The organism is Streptomyces sp. NBC_00539 (assembly GCF_036346105.1).
Lineage (GTDB): Bacteria > Actinomycetota > Actinomycetes > Streptomycetales > Streptomycetaceae > Streptomyces.
In genome coordinates this window covers 2,276,310-2,297,769 of the sequence record NZ_CP107811.1, presented here as the reverse complement: position 1 = coordinate 2,297,769, position 21,460 = coordinate 2,276,310, and the positions used below count along the sequence as shown (strand labels likewise).

General features: G+C 72.8%; 18 protein-coding genes and 1 pseudogene. 12 read left to right on the top strand and 7 right to left on the bottom strand.

Annotated features, from left to right (window positions below; genetic code table 11):
* Window positions 1–3: 3 nt before the first annotated feature.
* Complete coding sequence (locus tag OG861_RS09920; RefSeq protein ID WP_329198500.1) at window positions 4–651, bottom strand: N-acetylmuramoyl-L-alanine amidase; 648 nt, start codon at window positions 649–651, stop codon at window positions 4–6.
* Between the two features lie 69 nt (window positions 652–720).
* Between OG861_RS09920 and mnmA the strand changes: the two genes are divergently transcribed.
* Window positions 721–1,854 carry a tRNA 2-thiouridine(34) synthase MnmA gene (mnmA, locus tag OG861_RS09915; protein ID WP_329198502.1) on the top strand — a complete coding sequence of 378 codons (1,134 nt, stop codon included), beginning with the start codon at window positions 721–723 and terminating at the stop codon, window positions 1,852–1,854.
* A gap of 29 nt (window positions 1,855–1,883) precedes the next feature.
* Here the strand turns inward: mnmA and OG861_RS09910 are convergent, their stop codons facing one another.
* Window positions 1,884–2,807 (bottom strand): NADP-dependent oxidoreductase, encoded by a 924-nt coding sequence (locus tag OG861_RS09910; protein ID WP_329198504.1) that lies wholly within the window; start codon window positions 2,805–2,807, stop codon window positions 1,884–1,886.
* A gap of 114 nt (window positions 2,808–2,921) precedes the next feature.
* On the opposite strand from OG861_RS09910, the gene OG861_RS09905 reads away from it, so the two are divergent.
* From OG861_RS09905 to gatB, 10 genes are all read left to right on the top strand, one after another.
* Window positions 2,922–3,893, top strand: coding sequence for a GlxA family transcriptional regulator (locus tag OG861_RS09905; protein WP_329198506.1), 972 nt, complete (start codon window positions 2,922–2,924; stop codon window positions 3,891–3,893).
* Window positions 3,894–3,981: 88 nt separating this feature from the next.
* Window positions 3,982–4,326, top strand: coding sequence for a DUF1330 domain-containing protein (locus OG861_RS09900; protein ID WP_329198508.1), 345 nt, complete (start codon window positions 3,982–3,984; stop codon window positions 4,324–4,326).
* Window positions 4,327–4,455: 129 nt separating this feature from the next.
* Window positions 4,456–5,145 carry an SDR family oxidoreductase gene (locus OG861_RS09895; protein ID WP_329198510.1) on the top strand — a complete coding sequence of 230 codons (690 nt, stop codon included), beginning with the start codon at window positions 4,456–4,458 and terminating at the stop codon, window positions 5,143–5,145.
* On the top strand, window positions 5,142–6,137 hold the full coding sequence (locus tag OG861_RS09890; RefSeq protein WP_329198512.1) for a methionine synthase: 996 nt from the start codon (window positions 5,142–5,144) through the stop codon (window positions 6,135–6,137). The genes OG861_RS09895 and OG861_RS09890 overlap by 4 nt, the downstream gene beginning before the upstream one ends.
* A gap of 30 nt (window positions 6,138–6,167) precedes the next feature.
* Window positions 6,168–8,378 carry an NAD-dependent DNA ligase LigA gene (gene ligA, locus OG861_RS09885; RefSeq protein ID WP_329198514.1) on the top strand — a complete coding sequence of 737 codons (2,211 nt, stop codon included), beginning with the start codon at window positions 6,168–6,170 and terminating at the stop codon, window positions 8,376–8,378.
* Window positions 8,379–8,767: 389 nt separating this feature from the next.
* Window positions 8,768–10,966: a putative bifunctional diguanylate cyclase/phosphodiesterase gene (locus OG861_RS09880; protein ID WP_329198516.1), complete on the top strand. Its 2,199-nt coding sequence runs from the start codon at window positions 8,768–8,770 to the stop codon at window positions 10,964–10,966.
* 314 nt (window positions 10,967–11,280) lie between these two features.
* Window positions 11,281–11,577 (top strand): Asp-tRNA(Asn)/Glu-tRNA(Gln) amidotransferase subunit GatC, encoded by a 297-nt coding sequence (gene gatC / locus OG861_RS09875; RefSeq protein ID WP_007266718.1) that lies wholly within the window; start codon window positions 11,281–11,283, stop codon window positions 11,575–11,577.
* A gap of 5 nt (window positions 11,578–11,582) precedes the next feature.
* Complete coding sequence (gene gatA, locus OG861_RS09870; RefSeq protein ID WP_329198518.1) at window positions 11,583–13,082, top strand: Asp-tRNA(Asn)/Glu-tRNA(Gln) amidotransferase subunit GatA; 1,500 nt, start codon at window positions 11,583–11,585, stop codon at window positions 13,080–13,082.
* Window positions 13,079–13,324, top strand: coding sequence for a hypothetical protein (locus OG861_RS09865; protein WP_136214541.1), 246 nt, complete (start codon window positions 13,079–13,081; stop codon window positions 13,322–13,324). Before gatA ends, OG861_RS09865 begins: the two co-directional genes overlap by 4 nt.
* Window positions 13,325–13,339: 15 nt before the next feature.
* Window positions 13,340–14,848, top strand: a complete 1,509-nt coding sequence (gatB, locus tag OG861_RS09860) for an Asp-tRNA(Asn)/Glu-tRNA(Gln) amidotransferase subunit GatB (protein WP_329198521.1) — start codon at window positions 13,340–13,342, stop codon at window positions 14,846–14,848.
* Window positions 14,849–14,939: 91 nt separating this feature from the next.
* Here gatB and OG861_RS09855 read toward each other — a convergent pair whose 3' ends face one another.
* From OG861_RS09855 to OG861_RS09835, 5 genes are all read right to left on the bottom strand, one after another.
* On the bottom strand, window positions 14,940–16,688 hold the full coding sequence (locus OG861_RS09855; protein WP_330261688.1) for a protein kinase domain-containing protein: 1,749 nt from the start codon (window positions 16,686–16,688) through the stop codon (window positions 14,940–14,942).
* Window positions 16,689–16,793: 105 nt separating this feature from the next.
* Entirely contained in the window at window positions 16,794–17,402 is a 609-nt protein-coding gene (locus OG861_RS09850; protein WP_329198524.1) for a GNAT family N-acetyltransferase, read from the bottom strand.
* Window positions 17,399–19,462: a penicillin acylase family protein gene (locus OG861_RS09845; RefSeq protein WP_329198526.1), complete on the bottom strand. Its 2,064-nt coding sequence runs from the start codon at window positions 19,460–19,462 to the stop codon at window positions 17,399–17,401. Before OG861_RS09845 ends, OG861_RS09850 begins: the two co-directional genes overlap by 4 nt.
* A gap of 71 nt (window positions 19,463–19,533) precedes the next feature.
* On the bottom strand, window positions 19,534–20,034 hold the full coding sequence (locus OG861_RS09840; protein WP_329198528.1) for a DinB family protein: 501 nt from the start codon (window positions 20,032–20,034) through the stop codon (window positions 19,534–19,536).
* Between the two features lie 82 nt (window positions 20,035–20,116).
* Window positions 20,117–20,923: a GNAT family N-acetyltransferase gene (locus OG861_RS09835; RefSeq protein ID WP_329198530.1), complete on the bottom strand. Its 807-nt coding sequence runs from the start codon at window positions 20,921–20,923 to the stop codon at window positions 20,117–20,119.
* A 66-nt stretch (window positions 20,924–20,989) separates the two neighbouring features.
* Between OG861_RS09835 and OG861_RS09830 the strand changes: the two are divergent.
* Window positions 20,990–21,379: pseudogene (locus tag OG861_RS09830) on the top strand (signal peptidase I); the annotation flags it as partial.
* Window positions 21,380–21,460 lie beyond the last annotated feature (81 nt).

The following is a 21,460-nucleotide window of genomic DNA, read 5'->3' as shown; positions in this document are numbered from 1 at the left end:
GCCTCAGCCGGGTATCCGCTCCCGCAGCGCCTCACCGACCATGCGCAGGTACCGGTCCCAGTCCCACAGGGGGCCCGGATCGGTGTGGTCGGTGCCCGGGACCTCGGAGTGGCCCAGCAGGTGCTTGCGGTCGACCGGTATGCCGTACCGGTGGCAGACGTCCGCAGCCAGCCGGGCCGACGCCGCGTACATCGCGTCCGTGAAGTCCTGCGGCCGGTCGACGAACCCCTCGTGCTCGATGCCGACGCTGCGCTCGTTCATCGAGCGGTTCCCGGAGTGGAAGGCCACGTCCAGCTCGCGGACCATCTGCTCCACGTGCCCGTCCTGGCGGACTATGTAGTGCGCCGACGCCTTGTGCCAAGGATTCTTGAAGGCGTCCACCGAGGTGTCGAAGCTGCCCTGGGTGACATGGATGACGATCCGGTCGACCCGGTAGTCCTCGGGCCGGTCCGCCATCCGCCAGTTCGCCGGCGAGGCCGCCGTCCAGCTCGCGCCCGCGTGGTCCAGCGCCCCCTCCTCGCGGGGCCGGGACACCCCCGGCAGCATCCACCACGCGCGCCCGAGCTCCTCCCGCCCGGCGACCGCCGCCACCGCGAAGATCCCGAGCCCCCCGAACAGCACGGCTCTGCGGGTCCTGCCCCTGCTCCCCATGTGATCCACCCCCCGCTCCCCACAACGCGCTGTGACCCCGGGCGGTTCCCCCGTACCCTGGACGGTGCTATGACTGAGAACCTGCCGCGCACCCCCCGCCCCCTCCGCGTCCTGGCCGCCATGTCCGGCGGTGTGGACTCCGCCGTCGCCGCGGCCCGCGCGGTCGAAGCCGGGCACGAGGTGACCGGCGTCCACCTCGCCCTCTCCGCGAACCCGCAGTCCTTCCGGACCGGTGCCCGCGGCTGCTGCACCATCGAGGACTCCCGCGACGCCCGGCGCGCCGCCGACGTCATCGGCATCCCCTTCTACGTCTGGGACCTCGCCGAACGCTTCCGCGAGGACGTCGTGGAGGACTTCATCTCCGAGTACGAGGCCGGCCGCACCCCCAACCCCTGCCTGCGCTGCAACGAGAAAATCAAGTTCGCGGCCCTGCTCGACAAGGCCCTCGCCCTCGGCTTCGACGCCGTGTGCACCGGCCACTACGCCACCGTCGTGGAGAACCCCGACGGCTCCCGCGAGCTGCACCGCGCCTCCGACATGGCCAAGGACCAGTCGTACGTCCTCGGCGTCCTGGACGAGAAGCAGCTCGCCCACGCCCTCTTCCCGCTCGGCGACACCCTCACCACCAAGGACGAGATCCGCGCCGAGGCCGAGCGCCGGGGCCTGGCCGTCGCGAAGAAGCCCGACAGCCACGACATCTGCTTCATCGCCGACGGGGACACCCAGGGCTTCCTCGCGAGCCGCCTGGGCAAGGCCGAGGGCGACATCGTGGACGGGGCGACCGGCGAGAAGGTCGGCAGCCACGACGGGGCCTTCGGCTTCACCATCGGCCAGCGCAAGGGCCTGCGCATCGGGCACCCGGCCCCCGACGGCAAGCCGCGCTACGTCCTCGACATCTCGCCGGTGAACAACACCGTGACCGTGGGCCCCGTCGAAGCCCTCGACGTGAGCGCCCTCACCGCCATCCGCCCCCGCTGGTGCGGCTCCACCCCGGCCGCCCCGGGGACGTACACCGCCCAGCTGCGCGCCCACGGCGGCGAGAGCGAGGTCTTCGCCGAGGTCGTGGACGGCGAGCTGCGCGTCTCCTTCACGGAGCCGGTGCGCGGCGTGGCGCCCGGGCAGGCCGTCGTGCTCTACGACGGCACGCGCGTGGTCGGCTCCGCCACCATCGCCACCACCACCCGCGCCACCGCCCACGTCTGACCGGGGCCGGGCGGTCCGGCCCGCCCGGCTCAGGCCACCGTCAGGACGATCTTGCCGGTGGTCCGCCCCTGCTCGCCGATCTCGTGGGCCTTCGCCGCCTGCTCCAGCGGCAGCACCGTGTCGATGACCACGCGGAGCTCGCCCGCGTCGGCCAGCGCGGCGATCTCCCGCAGGCCGTGGAGGTCGGGCTCCACGAGCATCCAGGCGCAGTGCACGCCCTGCGGGTCCTGCGGCAGGCCGTCCGGGCCGGGCAGGGTGATCAGGTGCCCGCCCTGCTTGAGCACCTTCAGCGAGCGCTGCCCGTGGTCCCCGCCGACCGCGTCGAGCACGACGTCCACGTCGCGGACGGCGTCCTCGAAGTCGGTGGAGCGGTAGTCGATCAGCTCGTCGGCGCCCAGCTCGCGCAGCAGCTCGTGCTTGCCCTCGCTCGCGGTGCCGATCACGTACGCGCCGCGGGCCTTGGCGATCTGCACCGCCAGGTGGCCGACGCCGCCGGCCGCCGCGTGGATCAGCACCCGCTGGCCCTCGGTGACCCCGGCCGTGTCCACCAGCGCCTGCCAGGCGGTCAGCGCGGCCAGCGGCAGGGCCGCCGCCTGCACGTGGTCCAGGGAGGCGGGCTTGCGCGCGAAGTGCCGGGCCGGAGCGACCACGTACTCGGCGTAGCCGCCCGCCTGGCGCGGGAAGTTCGGCATGCCGTAGACCTCGTCGCCCGCGCGGTAGAGCGTGACGCCCGGGCCGACGGCCTCGACGGTGCCCGAGACGTCCCAGCCGACCATCGGGACCTCGCCCCAGCCGATGAGGGCGCCACTGGCCCGGGTCTTGAAGTCCACCGGGTTCACGCCGGCCGCGTGCACCCGTACCAGGATCTCGTTCGGACCCGGCTCGGGCCGGTCGGCCTCGACCTCGGTGAGAACCTCGGGTCCACCCCACCGGCTGACGACGACGGCACGCATGTATGTCTCCTTGGTTGCGTTCTGCGCCGGTTTTACCGGCCGATGGCACCAGCTTGGCCGCCCGGAGACGCTCATGGTGGTGGCCGGACGGCCACCATGTGACAGAATCTGGCCATGCACCGTGTAGCCGTACTCGCCCTCGACGGCGTCGCCCCCTTCGAGCTCGGCATGCCCTCGCGCGTCTTCGGCAACGCCCGCGCCGAGGACGGCAGCGCCCTCTACGAGGTCACCGTCTGCACCGCGGACGGACTCCCGGTCGCCAGTGACGCGGGCTTCACCGTCGGTGTCGCCGCGGGCCCCGAAGCCCTCGCCGCGGCCGACACCGTGATCGTCCCGCCGACCCACGCCATGCCCGGGCTGCTGCGCGGCGAACCGTTGCCGCAGTCCCTCGCCGACGCCCTCGCGGCCATCCGCCCCGGCACCCGCATCGTGTCCATCTGCACCGGCTCCGAGGTGCTCGCCGCCGCCGGGCTCCTCGACGGCCGGCCCGCCACCACCCACTGGGTGCACGCACCGGAGTTCCAGCGGGCCTTCCCGCGCGTCAAGCTCGACGAGGACGTGCTCTTCGTCGACGACGGCGACCTCCTCACCTCCGCCGGCGTCGCCGCCGGCATCGACCTCTGCCTGTACCTGGTCCGCGCCGACCACGGCACCGCCGTCGCCAACCGCGCCGCCCGGCTGTGCGTCGTGCCGCCGTGGCGCGACGGCGGCCAGGCCCAGTACATCGACCGGCCGGTCCCCGAACCCACCGTCGCCACCACCACCGCCACCCGGGCCTGGGCCCTGGAGCGGCTCGCCCAGCCGCTCACCCTGGCCGAGCTGGCCGCGCACGCGAGGATGAGCCTGCGCACCTTCACCCGGCGCTTCCGCGACGAGGTGGGCATGACCCCCGTCCAGTGGCTCACCGGACAACGCCTCGATCTGGCAAGGCAGTTGCTGGAGTCCAGCGACCTGCCCGTCGACCTCGTCGCCCACCGCTCCGGCTTCGGCTCCGCGAACTCCCTGCGCCAGCACATGCGGGCCGCCCTGGGCATCTCCCCGATCGCCTACCGGCGCACCTTCCGCCCGGCCCTCGTGGAGGCATGACCCGCGAGGTAATCGCCATCGACGCCACGGCGCGACAGGATCGGGGCAACGGCCCGGACCACCCGGAAAGCCGAGAGGGGAGACAGTCATGACCGCGTACGCCATCGGCCTCCAGCGTCCCGAGACCATGAACGAGGAGATCCTGCGCTACATCGAGGAGGTCCAGGCCACCATGGACCCCTTCGAAGGCCGCTTCCTCGTCCACGGGGCCGAGGTGGAGGTCATGGAAGGCACCTTCCCCGGCACGCTCGTCGTGATCGGCTTCCCGGACATCGAGCGGGCCCGCGCCTGGTACGCGTCCCCCGCCTACCAGGCCCTCGTCCCGCTCCGCGCCCGTCACATCCCCGGCGAGATCATCCTGGTCGACGGAGTCCCGCCGGGCTACGACGCCCACAAGACCGCCGCCGGCCTGCGCGAGGCCGCCGGCCTCTGACCGGGCGGCGCCCACCGCACCGCGCGCGCCCACCGCACCGTGCCCCCACGCACCGCGCGCCCACCGCACCGCGCGCCCACCGCACCCCGGCACGGACGACGGCCCGCCCCGGGGTGCGAGCATGGCCGTATGGCTACTCACCTGATCACCGGTGCCGGATCCGGCATCGGCGCCGCCGTCGCCGCCCGCCTGCACGCGCGCGGCGACGACCTCGTCCTGCTGGCCCGCGACGCCGGCCGCGCCAGGCAGCTCACCGACCGCTACCCCGGCTCCCGCGCGCTCGTCGGCGACCTCGCCGACCCCGACCGGCTCTCCTGGGCGTTCTCCAAGCAGGCCGTCCCCGAGCGGATCGACTCCCTGCTGCACATCGCCGGCATCGTCGACCTCGGCCCCGTCGGGGAGCTGCGCCCCAAGACCTGGCACCAGCAGCTCAACGTCAACCTCATCGCCCCCGCCGAGGTCACCCGGCTGCTGCTGCCCACCCTGCGCGCCTCACGCGCCACCGTCGTCTTCGTGAACTCCGGCGCCGGCCTGACCGCCCACGCCGACTGGAGCGCGTACGCCGCCTCCAAGCACGGCCTCAAGGCGCTCGCCGACTCCCTGCGCGCCGAGGAGAAGCCCCACGGCGTCCGCGTCACCTCGGTCTACCCGGGCCGCACCGCCAGCCCCATGCAGGCCAAGGTGCACTCGCAGGAGGGCAAGGAGTACGACCCCGCCGACTGGATCGACCCCGAATCGGTGGCCACCACCATCGTCATGGCCGTCGACCTGCCCCGCGACGCCGAGGTCAACGACCTGTCCGTGAGGCCCGGCCGATGACCGCGAACGCCACCGGCGTCGGTTCGCTGCCCGGCGGCGACGCCCGCGAAGCCGCCAAGACCGCCACCGGCTCCTTCGAGGAGTTCCCGTACCTCCCCGAGCTGCCCGCCCGCGGGCCGGGCGCCGACATGATCGGCCGGAGCCTGGGGCTGCTCGTGGAGATGTACGCCCACGTCGAACCCAGCGGCTGGCGCATCAGCGACCGGCCCGGCCGCGACACCAGGCGCGCGCGGTCCTGGCTCGGGGAGGACCTGGACGCCCTGGAGGAGTTCACCCAGGGGTACCGGGGCAAGCTCAAGGTCCAGGCCGTCGGCCCGTGGACCCTGGCCGCCGCCCTGGAGCTGCACGGCGGCGAGGCCGTGCTCCAGGACGCGGGCGCCTGCCGCGACCTGGCCGGATCCCTCGCCGAGGGGCTGCGCGAGCACCTGGCCGACGTCCGGCGGCGGGTCCCCGGCGCCCAGATCGTGCTCCAGTTCGACGAGCCCTCGCTGACGGCCGTCCTGCTCGGCCGGGTCCGCTCCGCGAGCGGCTACCGCACCTACCGGGCGGTCGACCGGCAGGTGGTCGAGGGCACCCTCCGCGAGCTGTTCGCCGTCACGGACTCCGTCGGGGGCGGCGAGGTGATCGTCCACTCCTGCGCCCCCGAAGTGCCCTTCGGCCTCCTGCGGCGAGCCGGTGCCGCGGGGGTGTCGTTCGATTTCTCCTTGCTCACCGAGCGCGAGGACGACGCCATCGGGGAAGCGGTCGAAGACGGCCTGAAACTCTTCGCCGGAGTGGTGCCGGGCACGGATGCCCCGTTGTCAGACCCGGGCGGTAGCGTCATGGGTGTCAGGAAGCTTTGGCGCAGGCTGGGGCTGGCCCCGGGGACTCTGGCCGAGTCCGTCGTGGTCACCCCGTCGTGCGGTCTGGCGGGCGCCTCGCCCGCCTACGCCCGCGCGGCACAGGCGCACTGCGTCAGAGCGGCGAGGTCGCTCGCCGACAACCCTGAGTGACGGTCGAGACGGGCCACGGGAGGACACGGCATGGCAGCCGAACAGAAGCAGGCAAGCGACACGACGGTACCGGCGGCGGTGCGCGAACAGCACGCGCTGCTCGCCGAGCAGGTCGAGGAGCACCGCTTCCGGTACTACGTGAACGACCAGCCCGTCGTCAGCGACGCCGAGTTCGACCAGCTGCTGCGCTCGGTGGAGGTGCTGGAGGAGGAGTACCCGCAGCTGCGCACCCCCGACTCGCCCACCCAGAAGGTGGCCGGGGCGTACGAGACGGACTTCGCCTCCGTGCAGCACCGCGAGCGCATGCTCTCCCTCGACAACGCCTTCGAGGACGAGGAACTGGCGGCCTGGGCCGAGCGGGTGGCCCGGGACGTGAACACCGGCGCCTACCACTACCTGTGCGAGCTCAAGGTGGACGGCCTGGCCGTCAACCTCACCTACGAGAACGGCCGCCTCACCCGCGCCGCCACCCGCGGCGACGGCCGCACCGGTGAGGACATCACGCCCAACGTCCGCACCATCGCCGAGATCCCCGACCGCCTCAAGGGCGAGCGGATCCCGAAGCTGGTGGAGATCCGCGGCGAGGTCTTCTTCCCGATGGAGAAGTTCGAGGAGCTCAACGCCCGCCTGGTCGAGGCGGGCGACAAGCCCTTCGCCAACCCGCGCAACGCGGCGGCCGGTTCGCTGCGCCAGAAGGACCCCAAGGTCACCGCGACCCGCCCGCTGCACATGGTCGTCCACGGCATCGGCGCGCGCGAGGGCTTCGACATCGGCAAGCTCTCCGAGGCGTACGGGCTGCTCGGCGAGTGGGGGCTGCCGACCGCCCGGCACAACAAGGTGGTCTCCTCGCTCGCAGAGGTCCGTGAGTTCATCTCCTACTTCGGCGAGAACCGGCACTCCGTGGAGCACGAGATCGACGGCGTCGTCGTCAAGCTCGACGAGATCCCGCTCCAGGGCCGGCTCGGCTCCACCGCGCGCGCCCCGCGCTGGGCCATCGCCTGGAAGTACGCCCCCGAAGAGGTCAACACCAAGCTGGTCGACATCAAGGTCGGTGTCGGCCGCACCGGGCGCGTCACCCCGTACGCCCAGGTCGAGCCGGTGACCGTGGCCGGCTCGGAGGTCGAGTTCGCGACCCTGCACAACCAGGAGGTCGTCAAGGCCAAGGGCGTGCTGATCGGAGACACCGTCGTACTGCGCAAGGCGGGCGACGTCATCCCCGAGATCCTCGGACCGGTGGTGGACCTGCGCGACGGCACCGAGCGCGAGTTCGTGATGCCCGCCGAGTGCCCCGAGTGCGGTACGCCGCTGCGGCCGATGAAGGAAGGCGACATCGACCTGCGCTGCCCCAACGGGCAGACCTGCCCCGCGCAGCTGCGCGAGCGGCTGTTCTACCTGGTCGGCCGGCAGTGCCTGGACATCGAGAACTTCGGCAAGGTCGCCGCGGCCGCGCTGACCCGGCCGCTGGAGCCGGCCTCCCCGCCGATGCGGGACGAGGGGGACCTGTTCACCCTCACCATCGAGGACCTGCTGCCCATCAAGGCGTACGTGCTCGACCAGGACAGCGGGCTGCCCAAGCGGGACCCCAAGACGGGCGAAGAGAAGATCGTCAGGGTCTTCGCCAACCAGAAGGGCGAACCGAAGAAGAACGCCTTGGCGATGCTCCAGAACATCGAAGCCGCCAAGGACCGCCCCCTGGCCCGCATCATCAACGGGCTGTCCATCCGCCACGTCGGGCCCGTCGCCGCCGAGGCCCTCGCCCGGGAATTCCGCTCGATCGAGCGCATCGAGCAGGCCACCGAGGCGGAACTCGCCGCCACCGACGGGGTCGGCGCGATCATCGCGGCCTCCCTCAAGGAGTGGTTCGCCGTCGAGTGGCACCGGGAGATCGTGCGCAAGTGGCGCGAGGCCGGTGTCCGGATGGAGGAGGAAGGTTCCGGCGAAGCCGAGGGGCCGCGGCCGCTGGAGGGCATGACCGTCGTGGTCACCGGCACGTTGCAGAGCCACACCCGCGACGGCGCCAAGGAGGCCCTGCAGAGCCGGGGCGCCAAGGTCACCGGCTCCGTCTCGAAGAAGACCTCCTTCGTCGTCGTCGGCGAGAACCCGGGCTCGAAGTACGACAAGGCCGTCCAGCTGAAGCTCCCGGTCCTCGACGACGCGGGGTTCGCGGTGCTTCTGGAGCAGGGGCCCGACGCCGCGCGCGCCGTAGCCCTCCCGGTGGACGGCGCCACCGGAGCGGAGTAAGCACCGGATGAACGTCCTCGCGCGGTGGCGGCGAGGGCGAACCGATGCGTGGCGTGCGGCCGTACGGGCGGGCGCACGCCCGGCGCGGCTCCCAGTGGTAAAAGGCCGGTACAAGGCTGGTGGCGCCCCCGTGAGCTGTCGGATCATCGGATGGGTGGCCCGGGTCGCCCTGGTCCAAACTCACCTGTTCGGCGGATACGGTACTGATGAGGATGGCTGGGTCGCATTCGGGCAACCACCGCCGACCGCTGCCCCTGGGCCCCTCTCGCGTCCTACTGTTGAGGGGTGCGCCCCGTCGTCCACGGCTGCCTGATGTGCTGTCAGCCGTGGTGGCACGACACAGGGGCCATCGCGTGACATCGGCATTGCCGGCTGTGAGAGGGACGGGCATGAAACCCACCGAAAGCGCCGACCCGTCACCCGAATCCGGCGGGGAACCCCCGCCCGTGCGGACGGGCCGGCTCGGTCTCCTGCGTACCAGGACACCGCAGACCCGCACGCTCGACACCGGGGCGGGCGCGGGCGACGGACAAGGGCGTACCGTGCTGCCCTTCGCCGTCGTCGGCCTGGCCGTCGTCGTACTGGCGTCGGGCGTCGTCACCTCGCTGACCGACCGTCACGCCCTGTTCCCCGGGGGCCCGGTGGGCTGGGCCCTCGCCCTGCTCACCGGCGTCATCGTCGGCCACCTCGTGGCGCTCGGCCGCGACCGCTGGTGGGGCGGTACCGGCTCGGGAGCCGCGCTCACCCTCGGCGTCCTCCTCCTGTACGGATGGGTCCCCGCCGGACTGGTCTCGCTGGCGGTGGTCTCGCTCGTGGGCGCCGCCCGCCGCCACCGCTGGCGGCAGGGCCTGCTGCACGGCTCCGCCGACATCCTCGGCATCGGCGCGGGCGCCCTCGCCCTGGCCGCCTTCGGCGAGACGCCGACCGTGGAGACCCCCTGGCTGCCCGGCACCTGGGACCTGGCGGCGATCCCCGCAGTGGTCCTGGCAGCCCTGGCCTACCTGCTGGTGACCCGGATCGTGCTGTGGTTCGCGCTCGCCCCGCGCGGCGCCGGACTGCCCACCGTCGCCCGCACCGCCCTGCTCAGGCAGGCGCTGGTCGCCGCCGCGCTGCTCGGCATCGCCCCGCTGATCTGCGTCGTCGCCTCCAACCAGCCGGTACTGCTGCCGCTGTTCGCCGTACCGCTCATCGCACTGGACTCCACCCTCTGGATCGCCCGCGCCCGCGCCGAGGAACAGCTGCGCGACCCGCTGACCGGCCTGCCGAACCGGCAGTGGCTGCTGGAGCGCACCTGGTCGGCACTGGACGAGGCTGAACGTTTGGGCACCCGCTCCGCCCTGGTCCTCATCGACCTCGACCGCTTCCGCGCCGTCAACGACACCCTCGGCCACCTCGCCGGGGACCGGCTGCTCCTCCAGATCGCCGAACGGCTGCGCCAGGCGCTCCCGCCGGACGCCGAGGCGGCGCGCCTGGGCGGCGACGAGTTCGCCGTCCTGCTGCCCCTCGCCGACTCCACCACCAGTGCCCAGCGGGTCGCCCGCCACCTGGTCTCCGAGCTCAGCTCCCCGCTCGACCTGGACGGTCTCACCCTCGTCCTGGAGGCCAGCGCCGGCCTCGCCGTCTTCCCCGACCACGCCCTGGACGCGGAGGGCCTGCTGCGGCGGGCCGACGTCGCCATGTACCAGGCCAAGCGGGACCGCACCGGCGTGGAGGTGTACGAGTCCAAGCGCGACAGCAACACGCCCGACCGGCTCGGCCTCCTGGGCGACCTCCGGCGGGCGCTCGACGCGGGCGAGGTCGAACTCCACTACCAGCCGAAGGTCCGCTTCGACGGGAAGGTGGCCGGCCTCGAAGCGCTCGTGCGCTGGGTCCACCCGGAACGCGGGCGGGTCTCCCCGGACGAGTTCATCGCCATCGCGGAGACCTCCGGCCTCATGCCGCACCTGACGGAGTACGTCCTGGAGACGGCGCTGGCCCAGGTGGCCCGCTGGCGCGCCCAGGGCCTCGAGGTGCCGGTCGCCGTGAACGTCTCACCGCGCGACGTCCACACCCCCGGCTTCGCGGGGGCGGTGGCCGCCAGACTCGCCCGGCACGGTGTCCCGGCGAGCGGCCTCCAGCTGGAGATAACGGAACACGTCCTGCTGGAGGACCCCCAGCGGGCGGCGGACACCATGGCCGGGCTGACCGGCCACGGGGTGAAGATGTCCCTGGACGACTTCGGCACCGGCTACTCCTCGCTGGTGCACCTGCGGCGGCTGCCGGTCAGCGAGCTCAAGATCGACCGCTCGTTCGTGGCGCGGCTGGCCGTGGACGCCCAGGACGCCGAGATCGTGCGGTGCACGGTGGACCTCGCGCATTCGCTGGGCCTGCTGGTCGTCGCGGAGGGCGTCGAGGACGACGAGACCTGGGAGCGCCTGCGCGACCTGGGCTGCGACGCCGTCCAGGGCTGGCTGGTCGCCGCCGCGATGCCTCCCCAGGAGGCCACGGCCTGGCTCCTGGCCCGCGGCGAACGCGGCTGGCGCCGCCCGGCGGACATCACGGCCGAACTCGCCGCCGCGGCCGCCAAGGAATCCCAGGCCGCCTCCTAGCCCACGCCCGGGCGCCGGCCCACGTCCCCGAGCCCGGACGGACGGGCCCCGCGCCCGCCCCGGGCGAGGGGTCCGGCGCCGATCCGGCGCCGATCGGGCGAGGCCCCGGGCGCGCCGCCGGACCCTTCCGGCCCCGTCGGCGATCGAGGCGCGGGTCCGGGCGGCGCCGGGCGAGGCACCGCGCAGCGGCCCGCGCGGCGCTCCCGTCGGCGTTCCCGGCGGCCGACGCGGCAAACCGTTTAGTGGCTGCGGCCCCCCGCCCCATAGGATTGGCAGCGAAACCTACACACTCACCACCCCCAGAGGATCGCTGCATGCCTGGCATCACGCGCGAGGAGGTCGCCCACCTCGCTCGGCTGGCACGTCTGGAACTGAAGAGCGAAGAGCTCGACCACTTCGCCGGACAGCTCGACGACATCATCGGCGCGGTCGCCCGCGTATCCGAGGTCGCCGACCAAGACGTCCCGCCGACCTCCCACCCGCTGCCGCTGACCAACGTCATGCGCGCGGACGAGGTCCGTCCGTCGCTCACCCCCGAGCAGGCGCTTTCCGGCGCTCCCGCCCAGGAGCAGCAGCGTTTCAAGGTGCCGCAGATCCTGGGGGAGGACTAACAACCATGGCTGACACCGTCATCATCAAGCTCACGGCCGCCGAGACCGCCGAGAAGATCGCCTCCGGCGAGCTCACGGCCGTCGAGGTCACCGAGGCCCACCTGGCCCGCATCGAGGCGACCGACGAGAAGGTCCACGCCTTCCTCCACGTCGACCGTGAAGGCGCCCTCGCCCAGGCCCGCGCCGTCGACGCCAAGCGCGAGCGCGGCGAGAAGCTCGGCCCGCTGGCCGGCGTGCCGCTCGCGCTCAAGGACATCTTCACGACCGTCGGCATCCCGACCACCGTCGGCTCGAAGATGCTCGAAGGGTGGATCCCGCCCTACGACGCCACCTTGACGCGCAGGCTCAAGGAAGCCGACGTCGTCATCCTCGGCAAGACCAACATGGACGAGTTCGCCATGGGGTCCTCCACCGAGAACAGCGCGTACGGCCCCACCGGCAACCCGTGGGACCTCACCCGCATCCCCGGCGGCTCCGGCGGCGGCTCCGCCGCGGCCCTCGCGGCCTTCCAGGCGCCCCTCGCCATCGGCACGGACACCGGCGGCTCCATCCGCCAGCCCGCCGCCGTCACGGCCACCGTCGGCGTGAAGCCCACGTACGGCTCGGTGTCCCGCTACGGCATGGTCGCCTTCTCCTCCTCCCTCGACCAGGGCGGCCCCTGCGCCCGCACGGTCCTGGACGCCGCGCTCCTCCACGAGGTCATCGCCGGCCACGACCCGATGGACTCCACCTCCATCGACGCCCCGGTCCCGCCCGTCGTCGAAGCGGCCCGCAACGGCTCCGTCGCCGGCATGCGCGTCGGCGTGGTCAAGCAGTTCGCGGGCGAGGGCTACCAGGCCGGTGTCGTCCAGCGCTTCAACGAGTCGGTCGAGCTCCTCAAGGAACTCGGCGCCGAGATCGTCGAGCTGGACTGCCCGTCCTTCGACCTCGCCATGGCCGCGTACTACCTGATCGCCCCGTCCGAGGCCTCCTCGAACCTGGCCCGCTTCGACGGCCTGCGCTACGGCCTGCGCGTCGGCGACGACGGCACCCTGTCCGCCGAGGACGTCACCGCCCTGACCCGCGAAGCCGGCTTCGGCGACGAGGTCAAGCGCCGCATCATCCTCGGCACGTACGCGCTCAGCTCCGGCTACTACGACGCGTACTACGGCTCCGCCCAGAAGGTGCGCACGCTCATCTCGAAGGACTTCGAGAAGTCCTTCGAGCAGGTGGACGTGATCGTCTCCCCGACGACCCCGACCACCGCCTTCGCGATCGGTGAGCGCACCGACGACCCGCTGGCGATGTACCTCGCCGACCTGTGCACCATCCCGACCAACCTGGCCGGCAACTCCGCCATGTCGCTCCCCTGCGGCCTGGCACCGGAGGACGGCCTGCCGGTCGGACTGCAGATCATCGCCCCCGCCATGAAGGACGACCGGCTGTACAAGGTCGGTGCCGCCGTCGAGGCCGCCTTCACCGCGCGCTGGGGTCACCCGCTGCTTGAGGAGGCTCCGTCGCTGTGAGTGGTAGCGCACTGTCCAAGGCCAAGGGCTTCAAGAAGTCCAAGTCCGGTACGTACCTGTCGATCGGCACCACCGCCTTCGGTGCCATCAGCGTGATCAAGCAGGCCAAGAAGGCCCGCACCGAGAACGACACGCTGAAGCTGGTCGACGCCGTTGTGTCCGCCGCCGCCATCGTCACCGGGCTCGCGATCCTGTACCGCGAGCTCAAGCGCCTCGGCGACGACGACGTCCTGCTGGGCTGAGAGGGAAGTTTCACTGTGACCGTCACCGAACTGCTGTCGTACGAGGACGCCCTCGCGTCGTACGACCCCGTCATGGGCCTGGAGGTCCATGTCGAGCTCGGCACCAAGACCAAGATGTTCTGCGGCTGCTCGACCGAGCTGGGCGCCGAGCCCAACGCGCAGACCTGCCCCGTCTGCCTCGGCATGCCCGGCGCGCTGCCGGTCGTCAACGCGATCGGCGTCGAATCCGCCATCAAGATCGGCCTCGCGCTGAACTGCGAGATCGCCGAGTGGTGCCGCTTCGCCCGGAAGAACTACTTCTATCCGGACATGCCGAAGAACTTCCAGACCTCCCAGTACGACGAGCCCATCGCCTTCAACGGCTACCTCGACGTCCAGCTGGAGGACGGCGAGATCTTCCGCGTGGAGATCGAGCGCGCCCACATGGAGGAGGACACCGGCAAGTCGCTGCACGTCGGCGGCGCCACCGGCCGTATCCACGGTGCGTCCCACTCCCTGCTGGACTACAACCGCGCCGGCATCCCGCTCATCGAGATCGTCACCAAGCCCATCGAGGGCGCGGGCGAGCGGGCCCCCGAGGTCGCCAAGGCGTACGTCGCCGAGCTGCGCGAGGTCATCAAGGCACTCGGCGTGTCCGAGGCCCGGATGGACAAGGGCCAGATGCGCTGCGACGTGAACCTGTCGCTGCGGCCGCACGGCACCGAGAAGTTCGGTACCCGCTCGGAGACGAAGAACGTCAACTCGCTGCGCTCCGTGGAGCGGGCGGCGCGCTTCGAGATCCAGCGCCACGCGGCGGTGCTCTCCTCCGGCGGCACCATCATCCAGGAGACCCGGCACTTCCACGAGGAGGACGGCTCCACCACGGCCGGCCGCATCAAGGACAACGCCGAGGACTACCGGTACTTCCCGGAGCCCGACCTGGTCCCCGTCGCCCCGGCCCGCGACTGGGTCGAGGAACTGCGGGGCGGTCTGCCCGAGATGCCGCGCGTACGCCGCAACCGGCTCCGCGAGGAGTGGGGCGTGAGCGAGCACGACATGCAGTCGATCCTCAACGCCGGCGCGGTGGACTCCATCGTCGCCACCATCGAGGCGGGCGCCGACTCGGCCGCCGCGCGCAAGTGGTGGATGGGCGAGCTGGCCCGCAACGCCAACGAGCAGGGCGTCTCCGTCGACGAGCTGCCCATCACCCCGGCGCAGGTCGCCCGGGTCGCGGCGCTGGTCGCCGAGGGCTCGCTCAACGACAAGCTGGCCCGTCAGGTCATCGAGGGCGTCCTCGTCGGCGAGGGCACCCCCGACGAGGTCGTCGAGAAGCGCGGCCTGAAGGTCGTCTCGGACGAGGGCGCGCTGGGCGCGGCCGTGGACGAGGCCATCGCGGGCAACGCCGCCATCGCGGACAAGATCCGCGGCGGCAAGATCGCGGCCGTCGGCGCCCTGGTCGGCGCGGTCATGAAGACCACGCGCGGCCAGGCCGACGCGGCGCGCGTCAAGGAGCTCATCCTGGAGCGCCTGGGCGTCTCGGAGTAGACCCCGCACGACCCGCACGACCCGCACGACCCGTACGCGGACGAAAGGGCGGCCCCGCACCGGAATCCCGGTGCGGGGCCGCCCTTTCGCCTCAGCGCGTCAGCTGCGGGGCGGCGATGACGACCTTGCCCATGTCGCACCCCGCGTCCACCTTGAGACGCAGCCGCAGGGCGCCGCTCACGTCCACCTTCTTGGTGATCGGTTTGCCGAGCTCGACGAGCTCGGAGAAGGCGGCCGGCTGCCCGTCGAGCGAGATGCTGACGCGGCCCTTCTCGTGGGTGGAGCCGTCATCGATCCCGGCCGTGAGGTCCAGGGACTTCCACTCCCGGTTGAGGTCGAACTCCGCGATCGCGTCGCCGTTGCAGCCCAGGTCGGCGATGAAGGCCGCGCCGTACTGCTGGGTGTTGATCTTCGCCGCGCCGACGGTGAAGTCGCCCAGCGAGTCCACGGGCGTCATGACGGTCAGGTCGGCGGCCTTGATGCCCGGCGCGACACCCGCCGGCTTGGTACCCGAGGCGGTCGGGTCGGCCACGACCCCGTCGCTCTCGCTCTGTGACGGGGTGGGCGACGGTGTCTCCTCCGCGGTGGTCTCGTCGGAGGCGGTGCCGTCCGCCTTGCTGTTGGCGGTCGCCTTGTCCCGCCCCTTGTCGTCGTGCTGGAGCAGCTGTACGCCGATCACCGCCAGCGCGGCGATGACCAGCACGGCGGCCACCGAGCCCAGGACGAGCCCGGGCCGCTTCTTCTTCCGCGCCGGCTCCGGGGGCGGAGTCGAATGCAGTGCGTACGTGGGCGCGTACGCGGCCGGTGGCGTGGCGGCGTGTGGTGCGGCGGCGGGTGGCGTGGCGGCGACGGGTGGTGCGGCGGGCTGGGGCGGGACGACCGGCGCCGCCACCGGCCTGGGCGGGACGGCGTCCTGTGCGGCCGTGGCCCGCTGGGAGGTGGAGCCGGTCGTGGACACCACCGCGTGCCGGACCTCCTTCATCCAGCCGGTCAGGCTCACCGGGCGCTCGGCCGGGTCGTAGGCGTAGATCGCGGTGATCCGGCTCCGCTGCTCGGCGTCCAGCACCGCGATCTGCGGCAGCGCCTGCACGGCCCGGGCCAGCTGCTCGGGTGAGCTGGGCGGGGACTCCCCGCTGAGGAGGAAGTAGGCGATGGCCCCGAAGGCGTACCGGTCCGTCCCCGGAGTCCGCTTGCCGTCGAAGACCTCGGGAGCCGCGTAGCCCGGGGTGAACCAGACCTCGGCCGTCTGGTGGTCGGCGGTGAGCTTGCTGAGGCCGAAGTCCACCAGGGTCGCCTGTCCGTGGGCGTCGACCATGACGTTGCCGGGGGAGAGGTCCCCGTGGATGACCTGCCGCCCGGAGGGGGTCGCCTTCCCCGAGTGCAGCCAGTCCAGTACGTCGGCCAGTTGCTCCAGCGTGCGCATGACCTCGCGCCGCTCGGCGGCGGTGGTGAGGGTCCGTTCGGCCCGCCAGTCGCGCAGGTCCAGCCCGTCGACGTGGTTCATGACGAGGACGAGGGCCCGCCCGGTCAGGGTCCCCGACTCCCCGGGCCGGTGGATCGGCGGCCCTTCGAAGTGCTCCCGGACGCCGACGACACCGGGCCGGTGGACGAAGCGGAGCAGCTCGGCCTGCTCGTTCCACTTCTGGCTGATCCGGTCGAAGACGTCCGGCGTGATGGTCGTCTTGGAGTCGAGCACCTTGACGACCACCGGTTCGCTGCTGCCGGCGAGCTCGATCTCCGCGAGGTAGAGCACGGCCTCCCCGCCGCGCCCGATGGACCGGAGCAGCCGGTAGCGGTCGGCTGCGGAATCCGGTCCGATGTGCAGATTCTGGCTGGTCAATTTCCCCCCAGCGGAACAGGTCTGATGAGAGGTCAGTCTGGCGTGGCCTGAATCACACGGTCAATCGGAACGGTGAGTTTGCCGCCGGGAGGGCGACGGCAGCGGTCAGCGTCCTTCCGGGGCGTCGAGGAACGCGAGCCGGGCCCGCTTCGCCGGGAGGTACACCTCGGGCAGGTCGATCTCGGGGAGCTCGATCTCGCGCCCGAGGACGAAACCGGAACGTTCCAGGAAGGCCATCACCTTGCCGTTGCGCACGTCCGGCTCGCCGACCAGGCGGCGGGCGCCCGCGTCCGTGAAGAGGTACGCCGTGAACACCCCCACCAGGGCGGCGCTGAACCCGTGCTCGGGGGCGCCGTGCGCGGGGCCGAGCATCAGGTGGATGCCGACGTCGCCCGGCTCGACCTCGTAGCACTCGCTGATCCGGTCCTCGGCGCAGTCGTACGTCTGGAACAGTGCGACCGGCTCCCCGTCCCGCCGGACGAGGAACGCGTGGTGGGTGGTGCGGCGGTCGACGTCCTCGTATATCTCCTGGACCAGCTCGCGGCTGGCTTCGGCCATGCCCCAGAACGCGGCCCGCTCCTCGATGACCCAGCTGTGGATGAGGGCGGAGTCGGCGGCCGGGTCGACGGGGGTGAGCGTGACGGTGCCGAAGCCCTCGACGGAACGGGTGAACACGGGCTGCCGGGTGGTGGGGGCGCCGGAGGGGGCGGTCATGCGGATTCCTTGGTGAGTCGGGCCCAGTCGGTGACGACCGGGACGAGTGCGCAGCGCGCCCACAGGGGGAGCTGGTCGCGGTGGTGGGGGGAGCCGGTGACGCCGTCCGCACCCAGCGGGACCGCCCAGAGGCTGTCCTCGCGCCGGGCCAGGTCCCACACGTAGCGGGCCGCCGACGCGCGGCCGGCGAGGTCGGTCACGCCGGGGACGGAGCTGGTGGCGTTCACGCAGTCGTGGTCGCCGCCGAGCCCGGGCCACTGCACGTCCGGGTCCGGGAGCGCCGACCACGGGGCGAGGCGGTGCACCTGCGACCAGGGCGTGTCGGCGGTGTGCGCGGCCGCGGTCTCCTCCAGGGCGGCGCGGACGTGGGCGGCACGGTCCAGGCCGGGCAGCAGGGAGGTGGTGAGCAGCCCCTCCAGGGCGTAGCCGACGCGCGGGACGAGGTACAGCCAGGGGTGGAACACCTCGGGGGCGGTGGGCGCGTCGGCCAGGCCGACGAAGACGGGGTCTGCGGCGAAGCGGCGTACGGTCGCGGTCCGCAGGGCCGCGAAGACGGTGGCGTCGGTGGAGCCGGCCTCCATGTGCCGGTCCCAGGCGAGCAGGCGCTCCCTCAGCCGCTCCGCGCCGGGGGAGAGGCCGTCGAGCCCCGGCAGCAGGGCCAGCAGGGGTTCGGCCGAAGCCAGGTGGGTGTCCCGGTGTACGTCGGCCATCGCCGCCGGGGACCAGTCGGCCGAGCCGGAGAGCAGCTCGCGGATGCGGTTCGCGCGGTGCGGGGGCGCGAACTCCACGCCGAGCGGGGAGGCGATGCCGCGCGCGTTCGCCATCACGGCGAAGCCCTGGACGGGTTCGGCGGGCGTCGTGGCCCAGCCCTGCCACGCGTACCGCGCCTCCCAGGCGGGCACGGGACGCAGCCGGTTGGCCGGGTCGCGGAGCGGGACGGCTCCGGCGACGCGGTGCAGGAGCCCGCCCCCGGTGTCGGCGGCGTGCACCACGTTGACGGGCTCGGCCCAGCCGTCGAGGGCGTGGTCGATGTCGGCGACGGTGCGGGCGCGCAGCAGCGCGGGGAGGGCGGCGAAGCCGAGGTCGCGGCGGACGCGGGGCGGGTAGCGCAGGGAGAGCGTCTGCTGTGCCGCGGGGGTGTGCGTGATCACCGGGCCGCGCGGGGTTTCGAGCACCTCGACGGTGACGGGGTCGGCGCCGGCGACCGTGAGGGTCTCGGTGTGCCGGTGGACGGGCTCCCAGGCGCCGTGCGGGCCCAGCGCCTCGACGCCGTCGCCGTCGGCGGCCGGGCGCAACTGCTCGACGTACAGGTCCTGGTAGTCGGCCATGGCGTTGGTGATGGCCCAGGCGGCGCTGCCGGTGTGGCCGAAGTGCGCGAGGCCGGGGACGCCGGGGACGGCGAGGCCGAGGACGTCGTACTCGGGGCACGAGAGGCGTATCTGCTGGTAGACCCCCGGGTCCTCGATGAACCGGTGGGGGTCGCCCGCGATGATCGCCGCTCCGGAGGCGGTGCGCTCCCCGGGGACCAGCCAGCCGTTGCTGCCGGCCGTGCCGGGGCCGTCGGTGGCGAAGAGGGTGGCGGCGTCGTCACCGAGGGCGCGGGCGACGCGCTCGCGCCAGAGCTTGGTGGCGAAGCCTGCGAAGAGGATGTGGGTGGCGATCCAGAGGGAGAGCGGGACCCACGGCTCCCAGGGGGTGGGCCGGTGTCCGGTGCGCGCGAACCGCTCGTCGCGGGCGGCTCCTTCGGCGAGGCCGTCGTTGACGCCGTCGACGTAGGCCCCCACCCAGGCGGCGGTCTGCGGGTCGAGGGAGTCGTGGCAGCGGCGCGCGGTGTCGTCGAGCCGGGCCTGGCGCGCGAAGCGGTCCCAGGCGACGGCCCCGGGACCGAGGAACGCGGCGCTCGACCCCTGGGCGCGGTGCCGCTCCACCTCGATCTGCCAGGCCCGGTCCAGGGCGGTGGCGCGGCCCTGGGCGCGGGCGAGGCCGTGGTGGTCACCGGCGCGGAGGTGGGGGACGCCCCAGCTGTCGCGGTAGAGCTCCGCGTCGTCCGTGCTGCGCATGCTGGGGTACCCCCGCGGTAGTGGCTTAGGTAAGGCTTCCCTAATGTCGGGACCACTATAGGGGCAGGGGATCAGACGCCGACAGTGCCGTCGACCGCCTCGCGGATGAGGTCGGCGTGGCCGTTGTGACGGGCGTACTCGAGGATCATGTGCAGCATCAGGTGCCTGAGCGAGACCTCCGCCTCCCACCGGGGGACGTAGCGGCGCACGTCGAGGGAGTCGGCGGCGGCCTCCACGGCGCGCGAGTGCTCGACCTCCGCCTCCCAGGCCGCGAAGGCCTCGGCGCGGGTGGAGGACGAAGCGTCGTAGGCGGCCTGGAAGTCGTGCCGGTCCGACCACACGTGCGGTACGTCGGCGCCGCCGATGATGCGCCGGAACCACTGCCGCTCCACCTCGGCCATGTGCCGGACGAGGCCCAGCAGCGACAGCGTGGAGGGCGGCGACGCCTGGCGGCGCAGCTCCTCGTCGGACAGGCCCTCGCACTTCATGGCGAGGGTGGCGCGGTGGAAGTCGAGGTAGGCGCGCAGGCTTTCGCGCTCGGAGGCGATCGGAGAGGGTGGGATGCGTTCCATGTACGGATCTTGCCCCGCGCGGCCCCGCGGACGGAAGGCAATTTAGTGGGCTGGCCGGACCGCCGGGCGTCCCCGGCCCCCCTCAGCCCTGCCAGACGTACGGCACCGTCGTCCCCAGCACCCGGAAGCCCAGGCGCTCCAGGATCGGGCGGCTGTCGGCCGACGCGTCCACCTGGAGGTAGGGGATGCCGTGCTGCGCCGCCAGGCGGGCGCGGTGGGCGACCAGCAGGCGGTAGATGCCGCGACCGCGCCACTCGGGGGCCGTGCCGCCGCCCCACAGGCCGGCGAAGGAGGAGCCCGGGACCATCTCCATCCGGGCCGCGCTGACCGGGGTTTCGCCCGCCATGGCGACCACGGCTTCGATGGTCTGCGGCCGCTCCCGCAGGAGGCCGAGGATCTGCTCACGGATGCGCGGGCGCTCGACGCCGAAGGCCCGGGCATGGGCCTCCATCATCAGGTCCACGCCCGCCTCGTCCCGCACCACCCGCAGGGTGATCCCCTCCGGCGGCTCCACCGGCAGCCGGGCCAGGTCGGCGGTACGGGCCACCAGCAGGGTCTCGGGCGGCTCCGGTACGAAGCCCGCCGCGCGCAGTCGCTGCGCCAGGTCGGCCGGGCGGTCGTAGTCGTACAGCTTCCACTCGAAGTCCGCCGGCTGCCCGCTGCGCGCCCGCTGCCCGAAGTGCGCGATCTGCGCCGCGATCTCCGCGTCCGCGTTCCCCTCGTCCAGCTCCGACCAGAGCACGCCGTTCCAGCCCTGCCGCCCCGGCGTCGTATACCGGACGACGGCGCCCACCCGCTCGACCCGCGCCAGGTCCGAGTCGGGCTGTGCCCCGCGGCGCATCTGTGCGTCGTACAGGGCGCGCACCTCCAACAGGTCGTCACGATCCATCGCAGTCTCCATCCGCCCAGCCCACCACTGGCCGGCCGCCCCGCACAACTGCATTAGCCTCGCCCCGTGAACGACCACTCGACGCCCCCCGCTCCCGCCCCGGCCGTCTACACCGGCAAGGCGGCTCCCGATGCCGCCGCCGACCGCGGCTGGCTCCTCGGGCACTTCAAGGCGCCCGGCGATCCCCGCCACAGCGAGGACGTGGAGATCAAGTGGGGCGTCCACCCCAAGGGCGACGAGCGGGCGCAGTGGGTCACCGGAGAGGAGCGCACCGCGCTCCAGGTGCTGATCAGCGGGCGGTTCCGGCTGGAGTTCCCCGGCCGCAGCGTCGTCCTCGCCGAACAGGGCGACTACGTCGTCTGGGGTCGCGGCGTCGACCACTCCTGGTACGCGGAAGAGGACACGGTGGTCCTCACGGTCCGCTGGCCCTCGGTCCCCGGGTACCGGGCCGAAGCGCCGTCGCCGGGCCTGCCGGAGGAGACGGCCCCGCATCGGGTCCCGGCTCCGGAACCGGCTGCTTGTGACGATGCGCACGAA

Excerpts from the sequence above, each read along its gene's own strand:
- OG861_RS09845 (WP_329198526.1), bottom strand. The coding sequence starts at position 19,462 with ATGCGCAGCACGGACGACGCGGAGCTCTACCGCGACAGCTGGGGCGTC.
- OG861_RS09920 (WP_329198500.1), bottom strand. The coding sequence starts at position 651 with ATGGGGAGCAGGGGCAGGACCCGCAGAGCCGTGCTGTTCGGGGGGCTC.
- gatA (WP_329198518.1), top strand. The coding sequence starts at position 11,583 with ATGGCTGACACCGTCATCATCAAGCTCACGGCCGCCGAGACCGCCGAG.
- OG861_RS09880 (WP_329198516.1), top strand. The coding sequence starts at position 8,768 with ATGAAACCCACCGAAAGCGCCGACCCGTCACCCGAATCCGGCGGGGAA.
- OG861_RS09910 (WP_329198504.1), bottom strand. The coding sequence starts at position 2,807 with ATGCGTGCCGTCGTCGTCAGCCGGTGGGGTGGACCCGAGGTTCTCACC.
- OG861_RS09900 (WP_329198508.1), top strand. The coding sequence starts at position 3,982 with ATGACCGCGTACGCCATCGGCCTCCAGCGTCCCGAGACCATGAACGAG.
- OG861_RS09905 (WP_329198506.1), top strand. The coding sequence starts at position 2,922 with ATGCACCGTGTAGCCGTACTCGCCCTCGACGGCGTCGCCCCCTTCGAG.
- gatC (WP_007266718.1), top strand. The coding sequence starts at position 11,281 with ATGCCTGGCATCACGCGCGAGGAGGTCGCCCACCTCGCTCGGCTGGCA.
- ligA (WP_329198514.1), top strand. The coding sequence starts at position 6,168 with ATGGCAGCCGAACAGAAGCAGGCAAGCGACACGACGGTACCGGCGGCG.
- OG861_RS09850 (WP_329198524.1), bottom strand. The coding sequence starts at position 17,402 with ATGACCGCCCCCTCCGGCGCCCCCACCACCCGGCAGCCCGTGTTCACC.
- OG861_RS09840 (WP_329198528.1), bottom strand. The coding sequence starts at position 20,034 with ATGGAACGCATCCCACCCTCTCCGATCGCCTCCGAGCGCGAAAGCCTG.
- OG861_RS09890 (WP_329198512.1), top strand. The coding sequence starts at position 5,142 with ATGACCGCGAACGCCACCGGCGTCGGTTCGCTGCCCGGCGGCGACGCC.
- OG861_RS09895 (WP_329198510.1), top strand. The coding sequence starts at position 4,456 with ATGGCTACTCACCTGATCACCGGTGCCGGATCCGGCATCGGCGCCGCC.
- OG861_RS09835 (WP_329198530.1), bottom strand. The coding sequence starts at position 20,923 with ATGGATCGTGACGACCTGTTGGAGGTGCGCGCCCTGTACGACGCACAG.
- mnmA (WP_329198502.1), top strand. The coding sequence starts at position 721 with ATGACTGAGAACCTGCCGCGCACCCCCCGCCCCCTCCGCGTCCTGGCC.